The 20,048-nt window shown below is 45.1% G+C and carries 13 protein-coding genes and 1 pseudogene; 7 read left to right on the forward strand and 7 right to left on the reverse strand.

Annotated features, from left to right (window positions below; all coding sequences use genetic code 11):
* Positions 1-91: 91 nt before the first annotated feature.
* The 5 genes and pseudogenes from ACN0TT_RS19505 to narX all read right to left on the reverse strand — a co-directional run bounded on the left by ACN0TT_RS19505 (position 92) and on the right by narX (position 4,985).
* Positions 92-1,093, reverse strand: coding sequence for a hypothetical protein (locus ACN0TT_RS19505; RefSeq protein WP_417763796.1), 1,002 nt, complete (start codon positions 1,091-1,093; stop codon positions 92-94).
* 133 nt (positions 1,094-1,226) lie between these two features.
* The gene (locus tag ACN0TT_RS19510) at positions 1,227-1,637 is read right to left on the reverse strand and encodes a hypothetical protein (protein WP_417763797.1); all 411 of its coding nucleotides are present in this window, start codon (positions 1,635-1,637) and stop codon (positions 1,227-1,229) included.
* A gap of 270 nt (positions 1,638-1,907) precedes the next feature.
* Positions 1,908-2,408 (reverse strand): annotated as a pseudogene (locus tag ACN0TT_RS19515) (IS5 family transposase); the annotation flags it as partial.
* 69 nt (positions 2,409-2,477) lie between these two features.
* On the reverse strand, positions 2,478-3,152 hold the full coding sequence (narL, locus tag ACN0TT_RS19520) for a two-component system response regulator NarL (protein WP_417763798.1): 675 nt from the start codon (positions 3,150-3,152) through the stop codon (positions 2,478-2,480).
* Between the two features lie 27 nt (positions 3,153-3,179).
* Entirely contained in the window at positions 3,180-4,985 is a 1,806-nt protein-coding gene (narX, locus tag ACN0TT_RS19525; protein WP_417763799.1) for a nitrate/nitrite two-component system sensor histidine kinase NarX, read from the reverse strand.
* 589 nt (positions 4,986-5,574) lie between these two features.
* Here narX and ACN0TT_RS19530 point away from each other — a divergent pair.
* The 6 genes from ACN0TT_RS19530 to ACN0TT_RS19555 all read left to right on the forward strand — a co-directional run bounded on the left by ACN0TT_RS19530 (position 5,575) and on the right by ACN0TT_RS19555 (position 16,344).
* Positions 5,575-7,014 carry a NarK family nitrate/nitrite MFS transporter gene (locus ACN0TT_RS19530; RefSeq protein WP_417763800.1) on the forward strand — a complete coding sequence of 480 codons (1,440 nt, stop codon included), beginning with the start codon at positions 5,575-5,577 and terminating at the stop codon, positions 7,012-7,014.
* 784 nt (positions 7,015-7,798) lie between these two features.
* Positions 7,799-11,560: a nitrate reductase subunit alpha gene (locus ACN0TT_RS19535; protein ID WP_238895488.1), complete on the forward strand. Its 3,762-nt coding sequence runs from the start codon at positions 7,799-7,801 to the stop codon at positions 11,558-11,560.
* A complete protein-coding gene (narH, locus tag ACN0TT_RS19540; protein WP_417763801.1) occupies positions 11,560-13,092 on the forward strand; it encodes a nitrate reductase subunit beta in 1,533 nt (510 codons plus the stop codon). Before ACN0TT_RS19535 ends, narH begins: the two co-directional genes overlap by 1 nt.
* A gap of 17 nt (positions 13,093-13,109) precedes the next feature.
* On the forward strand, positions 13,110-13,835 hold the full coding sequence (narJ, locus tag ACN0TT_RS19545; protein ID WP_417763802.1) for a nitrate reductase molybdenum cofactor assembly chaperone: 726 nt from the start codon (positions 13,110-13,112) through the stop codon (positions 13,833-13,835).
* Between the two features lie 4 nt (positions 13,836-13,839).
* The gene (gene narI / locus ACN0TT_RS19550; protein WP_417763803.1) at positions 13,840-14,517 is read left to right on the forward strand and encodes a respiratory nitrate reductase subunit gamma; all 678 of its coding nucleotides are present in this window, start codon (positions 13,840-13,842) and stop codon (positions 14,515-14,517) included.
* Between the two features lie 465 nt (positions 14,518-14,982).
* Positions 14,983-16,344 (forward strand): ammonia-forming cytochrome c nitrite reductase subunit c552, encoded by a 1,362-nt coding sequence (locus ACN0TT_RS19555; RefSeq protein ID WP_417763804.1) that lies wholly within the window; start codon positions 14,983-14,985, stop codon positions 16,342-16,344.
* Between the two features lie 235 nt (positions 16,345-16,579).
* Here ACN0TT_RS19555 and ACN0TT_RS19560 read toward each other — a convergent pair whose 3' ends face one another.
* Entirely contained in the window at positions 16,580-17,647 is a 1,068-nt protein-coding gene (locus ACN0TT_RS19560) for a methyl-accepting chemotaxis protein (protein ID WP_335921084.1), read from the reverse strand.
* A gap of 35 nt (positions 17,648-17,682) precedes the next feature.
* Positions 17,683-18,873, reverse strand: coding sequence for an NO-inducible flavohemoprotein (hmpA, locus tag ACN0TT_RS19565; RefSeq protein ID WP_417763805.1), 1,191 nt, complete (start codon positions 18,871-18,873; stop codon positions 17,683-17,685).
* 199 nt (positions 18,874-19,072) lie between these two features.
* Here hmpA and ACN0TT_RS19570 point away from each other — a divergent pair, with 199 nt between their 5' ends.
* Complete coding sequence (locus ACN0TT_RS19570; RefSeq protein ID WP_417763806.1) at positions 19,073-20,008, forward strand: sigma 54-interacting transcriptional regulator; 936 nt, start codon at positions 19,073-19,075, stop codon at positions 20,006-20,008.
* Positions 20,009-20,048 lie beyond the last annotated feature (40 nt).

The following is a 20,048-nucleotide window of genomic DNA, read 5'->3' on the forward strand; positions in this document are numbered from 1 at the left end:
ACGTCTGACTTGGGGCGTCAAATGAAACGTTTAACTCTAAATTAAGTGGTCAATAAACGTTCACGATCTCGCCCTAAGATTAAGACCATCTTTAGAAGCGGTACATCATAAATCTTTCGCATATGTTACTGGTCGATGCTGGTTGGTGTTTCTCAGCTTTGACTTCGCTAATACCAATCATAGGACTAATTGGACAGATACCTTCCTTTGACCATTTAACACACTTTGAGCAGTTTCGTCCTTTTTTTGTTATTAGGTTTGAAGAGAAACTATCTGGATCATTAATTCCATAGACGTAGGTAACTATTTCTGCTCTTCTTTCAATAAATAATTTTAGCAAATCTGGAAAAAGTCGTTCGTATTCTATAAGCTTTCTTCTAACAAAATGTAAAAAATCTAAATTATCCATCCCGCATAATTGGACAATATTCTTCCTAATGCCATTGTAATTAAAAAATACAACATGCTCATACTCAGGAAAATAATCATTCCTATGGTCACTAGCTATCCAATAAAAATCCATCAAAAAACATGGCATAAAATTATTCATATTGGTATAAGTTTTTACATCTTTTGAAAAGGTTCTTTTTAAACCTATAGAGCCTTGCTTGATTTCCATTCCTAGAAAAGCACTACGAAGCATGGTTAAAACATTTTTTTTTGAATTTTTGTCTATAACATCAAGTTCCTTACTGTGCTTTTTACAATGGTTATCATATAGCCAATCAGTTTTGATGTATCCGAATCCATTTTTTACTATTGATTCCTTAATACAGCTAGAGCAGTATTTAATTATAATGCTTCCATTATTTTCATTCCCTTTATAATTATAAAGATATTTCTTTATCGCCGTTACGTAATTCCATGGTTCTGGAGGGATACTCCCCAAAAATTGAATACTTGAGTTTAAAAATAAATTTAAAATATCTTTATCAGATGGAAATGTAAAAAATGGTATGTACTCTTTATAAAAAAAAGGAACTTTCCGCCATCTCCCATTGTTATTAATTACTGCAGAAAAATCAGTAATACCATTAACTAATAAACAACGATACATCCAACTTTGCAACGCTTCATCTTTAATAGGTTTCATTGTAAATCAATAACTTATACTGCAAAATATTTCATTACATATAATGTATCATAATCAAATTTTTTTCCAAAACAGTGAATCACCACTACCTCACGAGAAGGCTTTTAGCCTCATTTCAATACTGACATATCCGTTAAAACTCACTTACACCTAGATTTGGATTTCTCTTGAGTGCTTCCTTACGTTGATCAACTAAATTTTGAGCATCTATGAAATACAGTACTAAATTAGGGTCTTTCGGGGAGCCGTCTTCATTCTCGAATTCATTTACAAGCAACTGATAGTGTGTGTTAGATTCTTCATAAGGAACTTTTAAAACAATGTAGCGCGGCCCCCCAACAACCCATCCAGACCAAATCGGCGCTGCCGAAACCTCATACTCAATGCCGTGATTTTTACAAAACATTTCCACTCTCTCACGACCATAATGAGTAATTTCGCCGAATTCCCCCCGCTCATCAACTAATTGTTCAGATTTAAAAAACAGTAGTTCACCCTGCATCTCAGCAGCAATTTCATCAAATGTTCTAATAATTTGGGGCATACTGGGCCTCATCTATAGTGAAATGGAACATAATGTATTGTCGTACAAATCGTCTATCTAAATGATGTCAGTCTACTGGCTCACTACCGATTCCAGAGATACTCTGGAGCATCACTAAAATTTGGTCAACTGCATAGTAGAGCTTTACTCGCGGATAAGTAGATACAAACTGTGGTTCATTGCCAGCGTTAGGATAAACATGTTCGATAACAGCAATGAGTTTTACTCCTAGAATAATTGCATCCGTCCTTTCCTGACCGCCTTTGCTGTGGTTTGGTGCATATCGCCGTCACGTTGGTTTTGCTTATTCTTGGTTGAGCTGGGCGCTTCGATAATCGTCGCATCAACTAATGTGCCTTGTGTCATCATGACACCGCATTCACTGAGCCATTGGTTAATGGTACTGAGTATCTTGCGGGCCAACTTATGCTGCTCCAACAAATGACGAAAATTCATGATGGTCGTACGGTCTGGTATGGCGTTATCTAAGGATAGATGTGCAAACAAGCGCATTGATGCAATTTCATAGAGTGCATCTTCCATGGCTTCGTTACTTAAGCTGTACCACTGCTGCATACAGTGGATGCGGAACATGGTTTCCAATAGATAAGGACGGCGGCCATTGCCCGCTTTAGGGTAAACAGGTTCGATAACAGCAATGAGTTTTGCCCAAGGAAGAATCGCATCCATCCGAGACAGGAAGATTTCCTTACGGGTCTGACGGCGTTTACTAGAGAATTCGCTATCGGCAAATGTGAGTTGATGTTCCATGAGCTGACCAGTTCCTTGGCAAACTGGATGAGTACATGATCTCACATCAGGGACTTATTCGCATCATCCTTATCTATTGAACACACCACTATTGTGAACCCATGCAGCGGTTTCCAAACGGGTTTTTAATCTTAATTTTTTAAGAATATTTTTTACATGGACTTTTACGGTCCCCTCACTAATACTCAGTTTTTTAGCAATAAGCTTGTTGGATAACCCTTTCGCAATCAGTTTAACAATTTCTCGCTCTCTTGCTGTTAGCAAATAGATATCTCGCTCTGTGCTACTGGGATTATTTTTTAACCCTTCGGTCAGAATAGTCGTAATATCATCGCTGATAGCAACTTTACCAGATGCGGCCTTTTCTAGCGCCAAGAGTAAGTCTTCTGGTTCCATGTCTTTGAGTAAATACCCATCAGCTCCGAGCTTAAACGCACTGACAACATCCTCTTCAAAATTCGATACTGTAAACACCAGAATGCGGCCGGAGAGTTCGCACTCTCTCAACTGGCACAGTGTTTCAATCCCCCCCATCTCTGGCATATTAAGGTCCAATAAGATCAAGTCAGGATCCAATTTCTGCGCTAGGGCAATACCATCTTGCCCACAGTTGCTTTCAGCCACAACCTCAATGATGTCACTCATTTCGATAAGTTGCTTAACGCCATTACGTAGCATGGGATGGTCATCAATCAGCAGAATGGTCGCTTTGTCAGCAATACTTTGTTCATGGCTCTGACTCATCAGGCACTCCTTCTTTGGGAATTCGAATTAGGCGGTAGCAAAGCAAACCTTCACTTCAACGCCACCATTAGCACGATTGGAGATGTGGCAACTTCCCGGTAATAAACTGGCTCGATCTTGCATAATCGTTAAGCCATAGTGATTTAGTGGGGACGCCGCTTGTGTTAAACCAATGCCATTGTCTTGTACTGTCAGAGTGATGTTCTGGCTGCTATCATAGTTCAAACAAACCACTGCATGAGAAGCTTGGCTATGTTTGTAGATGTTATTGAGCGCTTCCCTAACAATCTGCGTAATATGCACTGTCTGGTGTGAAGAAATACTTTGAGGGGGGACGTGATATTCGAGCTCAACGGCAAATCCGAGTTTATGGCTAAATTCGGCAACGGCAGACTCCAGTGCGGGACGCAGCCCTGGCGCATCGAGTTTCAATCGGAATGTTGTTAACAGCTCTCTGAGCTGGCTGTATGCCGATCCCACCTCATGACGCATTTCGCTGATCAGGCTCACCTGTTGCTCATTGAGATTACTCTTTTTCATTTGCAAACAGCTGATCTTCATTTTTAAGCATGACAAAGATTGTGCAATGGAATCATGCAGCTCTCTAGCGATAGCCGCCCGCTCTTCCATCAACATAAGTTGTTTGGCTTTGTAGGCTTTTTGCTCCAGTGATAGTGCAATAGAGATCTGTTCTACCAGCGTGTCTAGGAGTTGTTTATGCTCGTTAGTGATGATTTCGACGTCATGGCAACTCGCTGATAATTCACCATAAGTCGCTTCTTGGTCGGCAAGATTCCATGTGACGATTTGCATGCCATCAGCTACGGGAGGCTGTATGCATAAGTCACAAGTTTTGTCGGCACAGTGCATTGGCCGGTGTTCACTATGGCTGCGTAGTTGGGTGTACTGTCTGCTATCACTATATTCGAAAATCTTTAATTGAAAGCTGGTCAATGGCGTTATCTTTTCCAACTCTTTAAGTATTGGAATATATTTCAGACATTGCTGTTTTTCACTGTGTAGCAAGGTGCTGGCGTTATATAAGAATGTCAGCGATTGATTCTGCATGCGTATGTGTTGAGTTTTCGCAACCACTCGCAGCTCTAACTCATCATACATGTGGCTTAATTTGGCAGACATGCTGTTAATGGCTTCACCAAGCGTATCCATTTCGTCACGATGACGACTTGCATGAAACCGTAGGCTAAAATCCCCTTTGCTAATACTTGCCGCAATCGAAAAAATCTGTCTCCAAGGTTGTAAAATACGGCGCCGTAAAAACTCAGCAGCAATCACAGTTAATGCAATACAAAGCAGAATAAATACCGATTGCACCACCAACGCTAAATGCAAACGCTGCTCAGTTTTTTTGTCGATAGAGATAATAAGCACGTTTAACAGCTCAACATAGTGATTAACTGCGGCTCTCGCATCATCGGGATTTGAGGCCGTTAGTAGCTGGGGTTTTACCTTAGTGTCCCAATAGTGATTTAACTGTTCAAACTGCAGTGTGAGCCGATCGCGCACGAGCACCTCGTTCAAAAAACGCAGGTGCGCGGCGGCCATCGTATGCTCTTGCCCAGAAAGGTTGGTGATCTGCTGTGGTAGGTTGGTGAGTGTTGCTTTTTGCTCAGCAGTCAATGGCAGCATCGACAACTGTTGATAGCTCTTCATACGCATGGAGCCAATTGCGTCAATGGCATGAGCATTGCCTTGAATGCTCTGTGATAACCAAAAAGAAGCCATCATTCCGCTAATTGCAAGTACGCTAAGTAGTACGAGCAGAATCGCTAGCTTTTTGACAATCGATAATGACGTTAAAAAATGCAGCATGCCTTGGGGTATTGACCTTTCATGTTTGATTTTTGTTAAAATTAAACGCGTGATGAACCAAGCGCGACCAGTGACGTTGAGTCAACTAAGCAAGCTGGAAACCGCAAAGTTCAGCCAGTGTTAAATGCCCCTTTGAGCAGCGCCAACGCAGGATCGAACCCCGTTAGATGCCATTAGTGGAGAATGCGCGGCAGAGCACCAGCCTTGCCGAACCTCCGCGTTTCCTGCTGCAACAACGCTCAACAAAGGTCAATAGCGCCCTTGCATCTTGAAGATAATGTCCCAGCGGTTGTGACAAAAGCTGACGATGCCAGCGGCAGATGATATTTTAATCTTTGATTCGACAATTTATATGCCTACTAATAGGTATGCCGTAATAGTTGGATGCGTTGACATGTGGTGCTCTTGCTTAATAGATCTGGTTAGCTATTGATTTTAGAACATTAATATTCTGCGCAGATTGGAAATTAAGAGGTAGCTGGCTCTTTTGTCGGAATATTAGGAATTAAGAGACTTGAGCTGCATCAATTTTATTTGTCGTTGAAGACCGTAAAACCTGTCCCTTCAAATTACTGAAGGGGTGCTACACATGACCACATCTAACTCCTCCTCTAATGCCGTAAACGCGCGAGGGGTCATCCAAAACTGGCAACCAGAAGATCAACAATTTTGGAACTCCATAGGGGAAAAAACAGCCAAACGGAATTTATGGATTTCCATACCCTGTTTACTGCTCGCATTTTGTGTATGGATGTTGTTCAGCGCAGTTGCCGTAAACCTAAATAAGGTTGGCTTCAACTTTAGTACGGATCAGCTGTTCTTGCTGACCGCTTTACCATCAATTTCAGGGGCGTTATTGCGTATTCCTTATTCGTTTGTGATACCTATTTTTGGCGGGCGTCGTTGGACCGCGCTCAGCACGGCGATACTTATTCTCCCCTGCACTTGGATGACTGTCGCGATACAAGACACGACAACACCTTTTAGTATATTTGTGTTGATCGCGTTACTTTGCGGTTTTGGTGGCGCTAATTTCGCTTCCAGTATGGCCAATATTAGTTTTTTCTATCCGCGGGCGATGCAAGGCGGAGCATTAGGGCTTAATGGTGGGCTGGGTAACTTAGGCGTTAGTGTGATGCAACTGGTGGTACCTTTTATTATCTCGTTTAGTGCATTCGGCATCTTCGCCGGCGCCGGAACGGTACAACCACAAGGAACATCACTTTGGCTACCTAATGCGGCATTGATTTGGATTCCATTCCTGTTGCTGTTTACACTGCTCGCTTGGTTTTTTATGAATGACATTGCGTCCGTTAATGGCTCAATTCGGCAGCAACTACCTGTGCTTAAACGCGGGCATTTATGGATTCTTAGTTTCTTATACCTCGCAAGTTTTGGCTCATTTATCGGCTTCTCTGCTGGATTTGCCATGTTAACTAATACCCAGTTTCCTCACGTCAATATCCTGCAACTCGCGTTTTTTGGCCCATTAGTCGGTGCACTAATGCGGCCCATAGGTGGTTGGTTATCGGATAAGCTGGGGGGAATTAGGGTCACTATGGTTAACTTTGCACTAATGACTCTGCTGTCGTTACTGCTGTTTACCACCTTACCCAACGAGCATTCAGAAGGGCACTTTATCGCCTTTTTTGCGGTATTTATGGCATTGTTTGCTACCGCTGGCTTGGGCAGTGGTTCGACATTTCAAATGATCGCGGTAGTGTTTAGACGCCTGACAATAGCCAGAGTGATAGCTGGTGGCGGTGATGAAACAGCAGCGCAAACCACGGCGGCCAGGGATACCGCAGCAGCATTAGGATTTATTTCAGCAATAGGGGCCATTGGTGGCTTCTTTATCCCTAAAGCTTTTGGCACATCACTGGCGATGACTGGCTCACCAGTGGACGCAATGAAAGTCTTTGTCGTTTGTTATTTTTCAAGTTTATTAGTGACGTGGTTGGTATATGGCCGCCGCATTAACCAAGGCATGGCCACTCGTTTAAGTAAGGCGAATAATGAAACTCTTTAAGTGACAATGTATTGCAAATTAATGGTTTTGGTCGATGGTGACCAAAGCCATTTTCATGTTGTGAGCTATCTTCCGCTATCGCGCGGTATGCCACGCCATACAAGGACGGCAAAGCTAACAGCATTTGGTTGTTAGCCAGCGTCGTTATAAGCCTGCATGCTCGTAGCGAGTCGCCGTTAACAGCAAAACATCTACCAAGTGAGAATATGCCAAGATTGGCGCACACCTTTGCAGCATATGTCTGGCGAAAACCTAAATGCTAAAGAAGGCGCGAATAAGCCCCATGCGGGCTCTGCGTGGGGATGCCGCTTTCAGATGCCAGGCGTAGTTTGCGGCGAATGGCGACCCCTTTGCAAAAACTGCAACATGGCAGATAGCGCTGTATGCCACGCCGTCTACGGTAAAAATGATCAACCGTCCCGAGATACGTCAATACCGATGAATAATATGCAGCCAAGGTTGAATCAGCAGTCAAACCTCGCTGAAAAACCATTCGTGAGTTCGCCACGGTTAACGATGGAGTATCACTTAATAGTTCATCCGATAACACCTTCACTCAACCTATTACAGAAGAAATGCAAAGTTATTTATAAACAGATAGTTAAAATAGATTTGCCTCGTACCGCCTAAGAGGTATTAGCAGCATCTCACCCGATTTCACTACTCGCGTAATTTGATCTCTATCATGAAATTATCGCAATCGCTTCTCTAAGCTGGCGCCAAATTATGCAATGTCGATGTCTAGTTCATGAGTGGGAACTAGAATGCAGCAGGAGTAGGCGGTATGAGTAAGTTTCTTGATAGGTTCCTTTATTTCAAGCAATTGGGCGACACGTTTGCAGATGACCATGGTCAGACGCTTAAGACCAACAGAGATTGGGAAGATGGCTATAGAAGCCGCTGGCAGCATGACAAAATTGTCCGTTCTACCCATGGGGTTAACTGTACAGGCTCTTGCAGTTGGAAAATATATGTAAAAAACGGTTTGGTCACATGGGAAACACAGCAAACCGATTACCCTAGAACCCGCCCAGACCTGCCCAACCATGAGCCTCGTGGATGTCCCCGCGGCGCGAGTTACTCTTGGTATTTGTACAGCGCTAACCGTGTGAAATATCCCATGGTACGCAAGCGTCTAATTGAGCTGTGGCGAGAGGCGCGGCGTCAACATTGTGATCCCGTTGATGCTTGGGCTGCCATAGCTCGTTCACCAGAAAAGATGAAGACCTACAAGCAGCAGCGCGGCCGAGGCGACTTTATTCGCGCTGACTGGTCAGAAGTGAATGAGATCATTGCGGCATCCAATGTCTTTACTGCGAAAGAATATGGCCCCGACCGTATTGCTGGCTTTTCGCCGATCCCTGCAATGTCGATGGTGTCGTATGCTGCTGGTGCGCGATACTTGTCACTCATTGGCGGTACCTGCCTGAGCTTTTATGACTGGTATTGTGACTTGCCTCCAGCGTCACCAATGACGTGGGGAGAACAAACCGACGTCCCTGAGTCTGCTGATTGGTACAACGCCTCTTACATTATTGCGTGGGGTTCAAATGTGCCACAAACACGCACACCTGATGCCCACTTTTTTACCGAAGTTCGCTATAAAGGCACGAAAACCGTTGCGGTAACCCCAGACTATTCAGAAGTTGCCAAGTTATGTGACCAGTGGCTCAACCCTAAACAAGGGACTGATAGTGCGCTGTCAATGGCGATGGGCCATGTATTACTGAAAGAGTTTCACATAAAACGACAAACGTCGTATTTCCAGGACTATGCTCGACGCTATACCGACCTTCCCATGCTGGTGTTACTGGAGGAGACTGGCGACGGAAGTTATCGAGCGGGCCGCATGTTGCGAGCATCGGACCTAGTGGATGATCTAGGCGAGGCAAACAATCCTGAATGGAAGACCATTGCAATTGATAGCCACACGGGCCAGCTCGTGGCACCACTCGGTTCGCTTGGTTTTCGCTGGGGCGAAAAGGGGAAATGGAATCTTGAAGCTAAAGCGGGTAACACACAGCAGGATGTTGAGCTCCAACTGAGCTTATTAGAGCAGCATGATCAAGTGGTCGACGTGGGCTTTCCCTATTTTGGTGGCACAGCAAGTGAACACTTTGATAGCGTGCCATTGGAGCAAACATTAACCCACAAATTACCAGTGAAGCAGTTAACGCTGGCTGATGGTCGTCAAGCGGTAGTCACTAGCGTATATGATCTTACATTGGCTAACTATGGTGTTGAACGTGGCTTAAATGATGTGAATTGCGCCGCCGAATATCATGAGTTAAAAGCCTACTCCCCAGCTTGGGCAGAACAAGTTACTGGCGTGCCCCAAGCCGATATCATCCGTATCGCCACCGAGTTTGGCGATAACGCGGAGAAAACCCATGGTCGCTCGATGATCATTGTGGGTGCTGGCGTTAACCATTGGTATCACATGGATATGGCATATCGCAGTTTCATCAATATGCTTATTTTTTGTGGCTGCGTGGGTCAAAGTGGTGGTGGTTGGGCACACTATGTTGGTCAAGAAAAACTACGGCCACAAACAGGGTGGCAACCATTAGCCTTTGCCTTGGATTGGCAAAAGCCGCCGCGGCATATGAACAGCACCTCTTTTTTCTATAATCACTCTAGCCAATGGCGCTATGAAACACTGCGCACGGATGAGTTGCTCGCCGCGAATGCCGATAAGTCTAAATTCAGCGGCAGCCTTATTGACCTCAACGTTCGCGCTGAACGCATGGGGTGGTTACCTTCGGCGCCGCAGCTAGACACCAACCCACTATCTATTGCCGCGCAGGCCCAAGCCGCAGGCATGTCCACCCAAGAATATACTGTTAACGCCCTAAAGCACGGCCAGATACGCTTTGCTGCAGAACAACCGGACAAAATACAAAACTATCCCCACAACCTATTTATCTGGCGCTCTAACCTGCTTGGCTCATCAGGTAAAGGCCATGAGTACATGCTTAAATACCTCCTGGGCACAGAACATGGTATTCAGGGGAAAGATCTCGGCGAACAGGGAGCGGTTACACCCGAAGAAGTTGAATGGCAAGACTCGCCCGCCACGGGAAAACTGGATTTGGTGGTGACATTGGACTTCAGAATGTCCAGTACCTGTCTCTATTCAGATATTGTGTTACCTACGGCCACTTGGTACGAAAAAGACGATATGAACACATCGGATATGCATCCGTTTATTCATCCGTTATCTGCCGCAGTTGATCCAGCATGGGAGTCAAAAACCGACTGGGAAATTTATAAAGGCATTGCCAAAAAGTTTTCCGAACTGTGTCACGGGCATCTAGGTAAAGAAACCGATGTGGTGACGTTACCGATTTTGCATGACACCGCGGCAGAACTGGCACAGCCATTTGGTGTCAAAGATTGGAAGAAAGGTGAATGTGAGCTTGTCCCTGGCATCAGTGCACCACACATTATTGAAGTAGAACGCGATTATCCAAATACCTATGCCCGCTTTACTTCATTAGGTCCATTGCTTGATAAGCAAGGCAATGGCGGCAAAGGGATCAACTGGGACACCCAAACTGAAGTCGATTTTCTCAAACAGCTTAACTATTCCCACAGTGAAGGAGCTAATGCCGGTCGGCCTAAAATTGAATCAGCCATTGATGCGGCTGAGGTCATTCTATCGCTGGCGCCGGAAACCAATGGCCAAGTTGCGGTAAAAGCTTGGGCTGCACTCAGTGAAGTTACCGGACGTGATCACACCCATCTTGCCCGTAATAAAGAGGAAGAAAAAATCCGCTTTAGGGACATTCAAGCGCAACCACGTAAGATTATCTCTAGCCCAACATGGTCAGGCCTTGAGGATGAACATGTCTCCTACAATGCTTGCTATACCAACGTTCATGAGCTAATCCCTTGGCGCACACTTTCTGGCCGACAACAACTTTACCAAGACCATGACTGGATGCGCGCGTTTGGTGAAAGCCTCGTTGTGTATCGTCCACCGATTGACACGCGTACCGCTCAGCCGTTGTTAGGCAGCAAATCTAACGGTAATGCGGAAAAAGCCCTTAATTTTATTACACCGCACCAGAAGTGGGGGATCCACTCCACCTACAGTGACAACTTAATCATGCTGACACTGTCGCGGGGTGGCCCGATTGTGTGGATAAGTGAAACAGATGCCCGTGAATTAGGTATTGAGGATAACGATTGGATTGAAGCCTTCAATACTAACGGTGCGTTAACCGCACGCGCGGTCGTCAGCCAGCGCGTACCGGCAGGTATGGTGATGATGTATCACGCACAAGAACGCATTGTAAATATTCCGGGTTCAGAGATCACAGGTCAACGCGGAGGCATTCATAACTCCGTCACACGTATCAGCCCTAAACCTACGCATATGATTGGCGGTTATGGCCAGTTGTCTTATGGCTTTAACTACTACGGAACCGTAGGCTCAAACCGCGACGAATTTGTGGTCGTTCGCAAGATGAATAACGTTGACTGGCTTGATGAACAAAGTAACGAAGCCGCACAAAGTAAATCTGAACAGGAGAATATCTAATGAAAATCCGTTCTCAAGTCGGCATGGTGCTGAATCTCGACAAATGTATTGGTTGCCATACCTGTTCAGTCACCTGTAAAAACGTATGGAGCAGTCGCGAAGGCGTGGAATATGCTTGGTTCAATAATGTGGAAAGCAAACCGGGCGTGGGCTATCCCAATGAGTGGGAAAACCAAGAAAAGTGGCGAGGCGGGTGGATCCGTAAAATCAATGGCAAAATTGAGCCTAAAGCAGGTGGCAAACTCAGCTTGTTATCTAAAATTTTTGCCAACCCGCACATGCCAACGATTGATGACTATTATGAGCCGTTCAGCTATGACTACGAGCATCTGCAACAGGCCAAACAGAGTAAACATCAGCCTGTCGCTAGACCTCATTCACTGCTCACAGGTGAGCGTATGGATAAGGTCACCAAAGGCCCTAACTGGGAGGAGATCTTAGGGGGCGAATTTGCTAAGCGTAGTAAAGATAGCAACTTTGCCAACATGCAAAAAGAGATGTACGGCCAGTTTGAAAACACCTTTATGATGTACCTTCCTCGCTTGTGTGAGCATTGCCTCAACCCGGCCTGCGTAGCGACCTGCCCTAGTGGAGCAATCTATAAACGGGAAGAAGATGGCATCGTCCTTATCGATCAAGATAAGTGCCGCGGCTGGCGTATGTGTCTAACCGGATGCCCTTATAAGAAAATTTACTTCAACTGGAAAAGTGGTAAGTCTGAAAAGTGCATCTTCTGCTATCCGCGTATTGAGGCTGGCCAACCCACAGTATGTTCAGAAACCTGTGTTGGCCGCATTCGTTATCTAGGCGTTATGCTCTATGACGCGGATCGGATTGAGCAAGCGGCATCTACCGAACATCAAACCGATCTTTATCAGCGTCAGTTAGATATTTTTCTAGATCCTCATGATCCCGAAGTTATTGCTGAAGCATTGGCACAGGATATCCCTATGTCAGTGATTGAAGCGGCTCAACAATCGCCTGTCTATAAAATGGCCGTTGATTGGAAGTTAGCACTCCCGTTACACCCTGAATATCGTACCTTACCTATGGTGTGGTATGTACCACCGTTATCCCCTATTCAATCAGCCGCAGATGCTGGCATGTTGCCGCACGATGGTATTCTGCCGAATGTGGAAAGCTTACGCATCCCCGTACAATACCTCGCTAACTTACTCACTGCCGGTGATGAAAAACCGGTGCTAACGGCACTTAAACGCATGTTAGCAATGCGCCAGTTTAAACGAGCCGAGACCGTCGAAGGTGTGCTAGACACTCGCGCCCTTGACGAAGTCGGCCTCAGCGTTGCGCAAGCACAGGAGATGTATCGCTATTTAGCTATCGCAAACTATGAAGATCGCTTCGTCGTGCCATCTAGCCACAGAGAGTTGGCCAGAGAAGCATTTCCTGAAAGCAAGGGCTGTGGTTTTAGTTTCGGTGATGGCTGCCATGGCAGTGATAGCAAGACAAATCTATTTAATAGCCGACGTATCGATGCCATTGATGTCGGTGCGACATCGACTAAAAGATAGGCGGGGGGGATTTAATTATGATTAGCTTAATCATCATTGCGCGCTTATTAGAATACCCTAGCGAAGAGCTTTGGGAACACTGCGATGAGCTGTTTCACGAAGCGATGCAGGCCAACGAACTCACCAATGAACACAAGCAGCAATTGCTAGACACCATGACGGCGCTACTGAAAATGCCGTTCCTAGATGCACAAGCCGATTACTGTACCTTGTTTGATCGTGGGCGCTCGACCTCTTTGCTACTGTTTGAGCATGTGCATGCTGAATCACGTGATCGCGGCCAGGCAATGGTTGATCTCATGGCCCAGTATGAAGCGGCTGGATTATCTTTAAATAGTCGAGAACTGCCCGATTTTCTACCGCTCTACTTGGAGTTTCTTGCGCATCAACCTCACGCCAAAATGCTCGAAGGATTGCAGAATATTGTTCCTATTCTTGCGTTGCTAGCAGCACGGCTACACCAACGCCAAAGCCATTATGCCACGTTGTTTGATGTACTAATTTCACTTACAAATAGCGAAGTTAACACCTCCGAGTTGCAAGACAAAGTGGCCAGTGAAGCACGTGACGATACACCAGAAGCACTCGATGCCGTCTGGCAAGAGGAGCAAATCACATTCATGGGAGATGCAGGTTGTTCTACCAGTGAGCAAACGCAACATCAACGTCGTTTTGCGGGCGCGGTCACTCCGCAATATCTCAATGTTGAAGCATTACATACTGCTGGCTCATGTGGAGACTAATAATATGAATTACATTAATCACTTACTGTTTGATATTTATCCTTATATTGTCCTCGCGGTATTTGTCATCGGTAGTTGGCTGCGTTACGACTATGGCCAGTACAGCTGGCGCGCTGGCTCTAGCCAAATTATGGATCGTCAAGGAATGCGGCTCGCCTCAAACCTATTCCATATCGGCATTATAGGTATCTTAGGTGGGCACTTTGTTGGACTGTTAACGCCACATTGGTTGTATGAGCCAATAATATCCGCACCGCATAAACAGTTACTCGCTATGACCGCTGGTGGCGTATGTGGTCTGATGACATTGATAGGCGGCGTATTGCTATTAAAACGGCGACTTACGAATACGCGCGTTCGAGCCTCATCTTCTTTTGCAGATATCATGATCCTGAGCTTACTCGTGCTGCAAGCGGCACTCGGGCTGACGACCATCGCCTTCTCTGCGGAGCATCTAGATGGTAGTGAAATGCTGAAACTGGCAGATTGGGCCCAGGCAATTGTGACATTCAGAGAAGGCGCGTCCACAAATTTACAGGATGTGGCCTTAATATTTAAACTGCACCTATTTCTCGGCATGACCTTGTTCTTACTATTTCCATTCTGTCGATTAGTTCATATATTTAGCGTACCACTTGAATATATAACCCGTCGTTATCAGTTGGTAAGAAGTCGAAGTTAGCGCAACAAATTAAAAAAAATACTCATAAAGGGTTACTCAATATTGAGTAACCCTTTATTATAAATAACGCCTTTTTGATTACCACGTCACACTTATACAATAATTATCCGCTAAGTCTTTGAGTAACACCGAGGGGTTAGTTAACCTTGACCAATAACATTTATAATAAATATATGTTTAGCATTGATAGTCAATCATAGCTAAGCTATCCCCCATATTTTTAGCAAGGATGGACTATTGCTTAGCAACAGCACAACTATTCGTTATGTCACGTTCTTATAGCTGAAAAAAGTATTTACCATGCTGTTTTCAATCGCGTGATTTCCATATTTTAAAAGTAAATGAGGATTAAAGGCTCCTATCCTATTAAAAAACTATAGAAATCACATTTCAATATTTCAGAAAACGATTGGTAAATAAGACTACGTATAAAATGTGTACCACTAAATTTGAGGTGTAATGTTTATGGCACTAAGTAAAGTTTGTGTGTTGAGTTTATTACTATTGAGTCTGCCGTCTGTGGCACAAGATGATGGTCATGCCACCATGCAAGCCAAGTTTCCCAATCAATATCAAAGTTGGGCATCCACCGTTGAACTCAAGCAACGCAAAGATCTGTTAGAAGAGAATCCAGCACTGGTGATCCTATGGGCTGGTGCGGCATATTCTAAGGAATATCACAGTGCTCGAGGCCATGCGTTTGCTGTGGCTGATGTCAGTCATACATTGCGTACAGGCCAAGCCGTGCCTGCCGGTGAGCAGGGGTTATCAGCCAGTTGTTGGACCTGTAAATCACCAGATGTGCCACGCTTAATCAATCAGATGGGGGTTGAAAATTTCTCCTCTAAGAACTTCGCTGATCTTGGGACTGAAATGAAAAACGTGATCTATTGTAATGATTGTCACGTTAAAGGCTCCAGTGAGTTAGCTTTACCCCGACCTCATGCGCAAAAGGCGATGGAAAAAGTCAACTTGCCTTTTGACAAGCAAAACTCAGCGATGCAGGATTCGCAGGTGTGTGGACAGTGCCATGTGACTTACTATTTCCGCCCTGAACGCAGTAACATTGTGAATATCCCATGGATATTCGGTAATACCGCCGACAAAATTGAGCAATACTACGATACACGTCGTTTCTATGAGTGGATCCACCCGATTTCTCGCACACCTTTGGTTAAAGCCCGTCACCCTGAGTTTGAGCAGTGGAGCCGTAGCACCCATGCCAAGTTAGGTGTGAGTTGTGTCAGTTGCCATATGGGCAATAGTACCGATGCTGAGGGCAACACCTTTACTAACCATAAAGTGATCAGCCAAGCATTAAACAACTACGACGATGTTTGCCAAAAATGCCACAAGAGTAAGCAGGCGCTTACTAGCCGTTTGGATCATGCCAAAGCTGATATTGCAGCTAAGGCCAGAACCGTTGAGCAGTTGTTAGTCAAAGCTCACTATGAAGCCGGTGCTGCATGGGATGCTGGGGCAAACTGGGAGATGATGAACGCTGCCATTATGGATATTCGTCATTCTCAATGGCGCTGGGACTTTGCCATGTCTTCACATGGTTTATATGCCCATAATTCCAAAGAAGCACATGCCTTGCTGGATAAAGCCAACGAACAGGTGACAGCGGCTCGTACGAAATTAGCTGAGATATTAGAGAATCTTAAGGTCACTAAAGTGAATTACCCAGATTATTCCACTAAGACTGCCGCTCAAAAAGCTATAGGAATTAATCTTGAGCAGCTCACTAAAGAGAAACAAAAATTTATTGAGCAGGAAATAGATAAACATTGGCCTGCAGTTAGCCAAGTTGGTTATCAGAACTAACGCGTATAAATATATATTTATTCCCTTCGTAAATAGAAAATGCAAACCCTAAAATTTCTGGGTTTGCATTTTTATAGTAGCTACCAAATTAAAAACATGCTGACAGCATAAATTGACGTAACCGCTTCAATACCCCTAACTTATAATATAGTTTGAATTATTTTCTCGACAACTTTAATTTGACTATTTACTAAACTGCTATTCATCATTTGCAGGTAAAAATCCTCGCATGTACTTACAATAGGTTTCCTGCGAAACTTATTCCTTCTGCCGTAAGCAGTTCCATCACTGTCAGATTCGACTGCTCCATTTGCTTGATCATGTTGATCGCTTGCTCATAGTCCTGCGACCGATGACAACGCAACGCATTTTGGGCGGAGACGTGCACCTGCTCATGAGCTTTTTCAAAGTGCGCTGATAAAACCTTAGACGCTGACTGCTGCCATTGACCCAGTCGACATTCCGATACTGATGGAATTTTAGTTTCTTGACTCAAACCAAGCACTTCTTGATAAACAGCAAATTTAAGTGATAACTCTTCCAAATTGGCAAGCTCCAACGATGACAAAAGTGCCAATTGGGTCATCACTTGTCCTCCTTCTGTGGACATCTGCGTAATATTCTCCAGCATGTGATTAGCCTGATGTAAGCTGTTCGAGACATCAGTCGTCGCTGTTGCAGTTGTTTGCAGTGTTTGACTATTGTGTGCCACGTCATCTCTAATCTCTGCGATGCGGCTTGAAATATCGGTGGCGGCGGTTGCCGACTTTGTTGCCAGTTTTCGCACCTCATCAGCCACTACCGCAAACCCTCGTCCTTGCTCTCCCGCTCTTGCGGCCTCAATGGCTGCATTCAGAGATAACAGATTCGTTTGTGCCGCAATCTCTTGAATTAGGCATACCATCTGACTAATTTCAGCCGTTTTATTGTTAAGTTGTTGCAACGAACTGGCAATGCTCTCCACTTGTTGGAAAATGGCTTTGACAGCTTGATAGCTTTCCATCGAGGCTTGCGAGCATTGTTCGGTGACACGTTGTGCCATCAAGCTGTCTTGGGATTGTTGCTCAAGTTGCTCTGAAAGATGGCATAGCGATTGTCCTTGATGCTTCATTGACTGATCGAACTGCAACAACTGCGCTATGACCTGCTGCTGATAATGTGCAGTCTGTTCGTGAGCTTCAATCTTTTGTTGTAACGTCTGATTCTCTTGTTGCAACTGTGTCAGTTGTTGCTGCAATGTGTCGGTGTCATCCGTAGGGACAAATGCTGCTGGTTGCCTAGTCTTTTCAAAGAAAGTAAACATAAGTAGAGAGCCTCTAGTGAATTAACCCTAAAAAATTAAGCTGGTAACCCACCTGAGCCAAAAACCTCGGCATATATCTGAGATTCAGGTACGCCATATGCCCGTAACTCAGTGATGTAGTGCTGCATAAATGCTAGTGGCCCACAGAGATAGTATTCTGCATCAGTTGCTGATGGCGGTAACACTTCTGTCAGCGCAAAAGGTGCGCGAGTACGAGGCGGTTCACTCCCTCCTTGTTCATCATAAAAATAATGTACCTGTGCACCTTGTTCAGCAAACTCGTCACTGAGCGCTTTAAAAGCGTGCACCTGTGGGTTTCTAGCGGCATGTACAAAATGCAGTGGGCGTGTGCCTTGTTGCAGCAGCGATTGTGCAATTGCGAGCATTGGGGTAATGCCGACGCCGCCACTGAGTAGGACTACGGGGCGCTGGGAGTCTTGCTGCAAGACAAAATCGCCAGTTGGTGCCGATAGTTCTAGCATATCGTTCACATCATAATCTGTGTGCAACAGATTAGAGACTGCGCCCGCAGGCGTTGCATTACCGGCCATTTCGCGCTTTACCGAAATACGAAATTCACTGCCCGTAGCAACATTAGACAAACTGTACTGCCGAGGTTGATAACAACCTAGCTGTTCAACATAAACACGCAGGCTAATGTATTGGCCCGGTTGATAGGTAGGCAGTTGACCGCCATCAAGCGGACGTAGATAGAAAGAGGTGATCTCTTCACTTTCTATTTGTTTACGCACTATGCGAAATGGCCGCCATCCAGTCCACCCACCCTCGGTAGCTATGTGCTGTTGATAAAGATCACTTTCGATACCAATAAATAACTGAGCTAGTTGATGGTAAGCGGCTGCCCAAGCATCAACTAGCGCTGTTGTTGCCGCTTCACCTAGCACTTCTTGAATGCTGGCCAACAGATGTTTTCCCACAATTGCGTAATGCTCTGCACGGATCCCGAGGCTGACATGTTTATGGGCAATACGTTCGACAACCGGTAACAGTACCGTAGGATCATCGATATGTTCCGCATAGGCTAATACGGCACCTGCTAGTGCTTGTGGCTGGCGACCATCTTGTTGATGACCATGGTTAAACACATGCTTAAGTTCTGGATTGTATGTCAGCATGCGCTGATAAAAATGGGATGCTAAGGCAACACCGCTGCGCTGTAATACAGGAATGGTGGCGCGTACGAGGGCTTTTTGCTGTTCATTCATCGAATTTTTACTCCATATAGTGATGCAAGAGTATGAACGCTATCGCAGTTTTCCTACGGAGTGCTCACTGTCTTAATGAAGTAATTACAACTAACGTGCCAATCACTAATCTATTGAAATATATATAAATGGTTATTTATCCAGGGTAGAAATCACCCTATAATAAACGGTATAAATAACCATTAGGGTAAAATTAACCATGTCGTTTCTGCCGGATTGTTATGACCTAACTCATGAGCAAGCGCCGCAACTTCGGCTGCGCCATCTTGTACTGCAAATACAACAACTATTTGCCTGTAGCGCCGTTGGTTTACTACAGCTTGATGGCGACATGTTAAAACCTGTAGCACTGGTTGGCTTAGTGACCAACACCCATGGTCGCCGATTTGCGATTAGGCATCATCCTCGTCTTGAAAAGATTCTAGCGACACGTGAGTTAGTACATTTTGCGCCAGATTCACCATTACCAGATCCTTATGACGGGTTGCTAGAAACCCAGCAGAATGTCCCGCTACCAGTGCATGATTGTATGGGAATAAGTCTCTGGCCAGATGGCAAATGTTGGGGGGTACTAACGCTAGACTCGATAGAGAAACAGCATTTTAGCTCGGAGCAGATCGCGCTAATACCTCAGTTGGCACGGTACTGTGAGACCGTGATAAGGCTTAATCGACTAGAGCGCGAGGTAACAAGCTTACGACGACGAGATGAGCAATTGCATCTTAAAAGCCCCAGTATAAGTGTGACTCAGGAGCTAATTGGTCAACATAGGCTCATGCAAGACTTACTGCGAGAAATTGACACGGTAGCGGCTTCAGATCTGCCGGTTTTGCTCCGTGGCGAGACGGGAGTCGGCAAAGAGTTGTTTGCTTGGCGTCTGCACCAAAAGTCACTAAGAAATACGTCCCCAATGATCCATGTAAACTGTGCCGCATTGCCAGAAACGCTGGTTGAAAGTGAATTATTTGGTCATGTAAAAGGCGCCTTTTCTGGCGCGACAGCAGAGCGCGCAGGCCGTATTGAGGCTGCTGACGGTGGTACTCTGTTTTTGGACGAAATAGGCGAACTACCACTTACCATACAAGCAAAACTACTACGTACTGAAGGATCCCCTCATAAATCCGCCAGTGCATAGCCATTTTTTAAGAGCTGCTCAGCTAGAACTACCGCCGCTG

The sequence above is a fragment of the Shewanella sp. genome (assembly GCF_048265805.1).
Classification (GTDB): Bacteria; Pseudomonadota; Gammaproteobacteria; order Enterobacterales; family Shewanellaceae; genus Shewanella.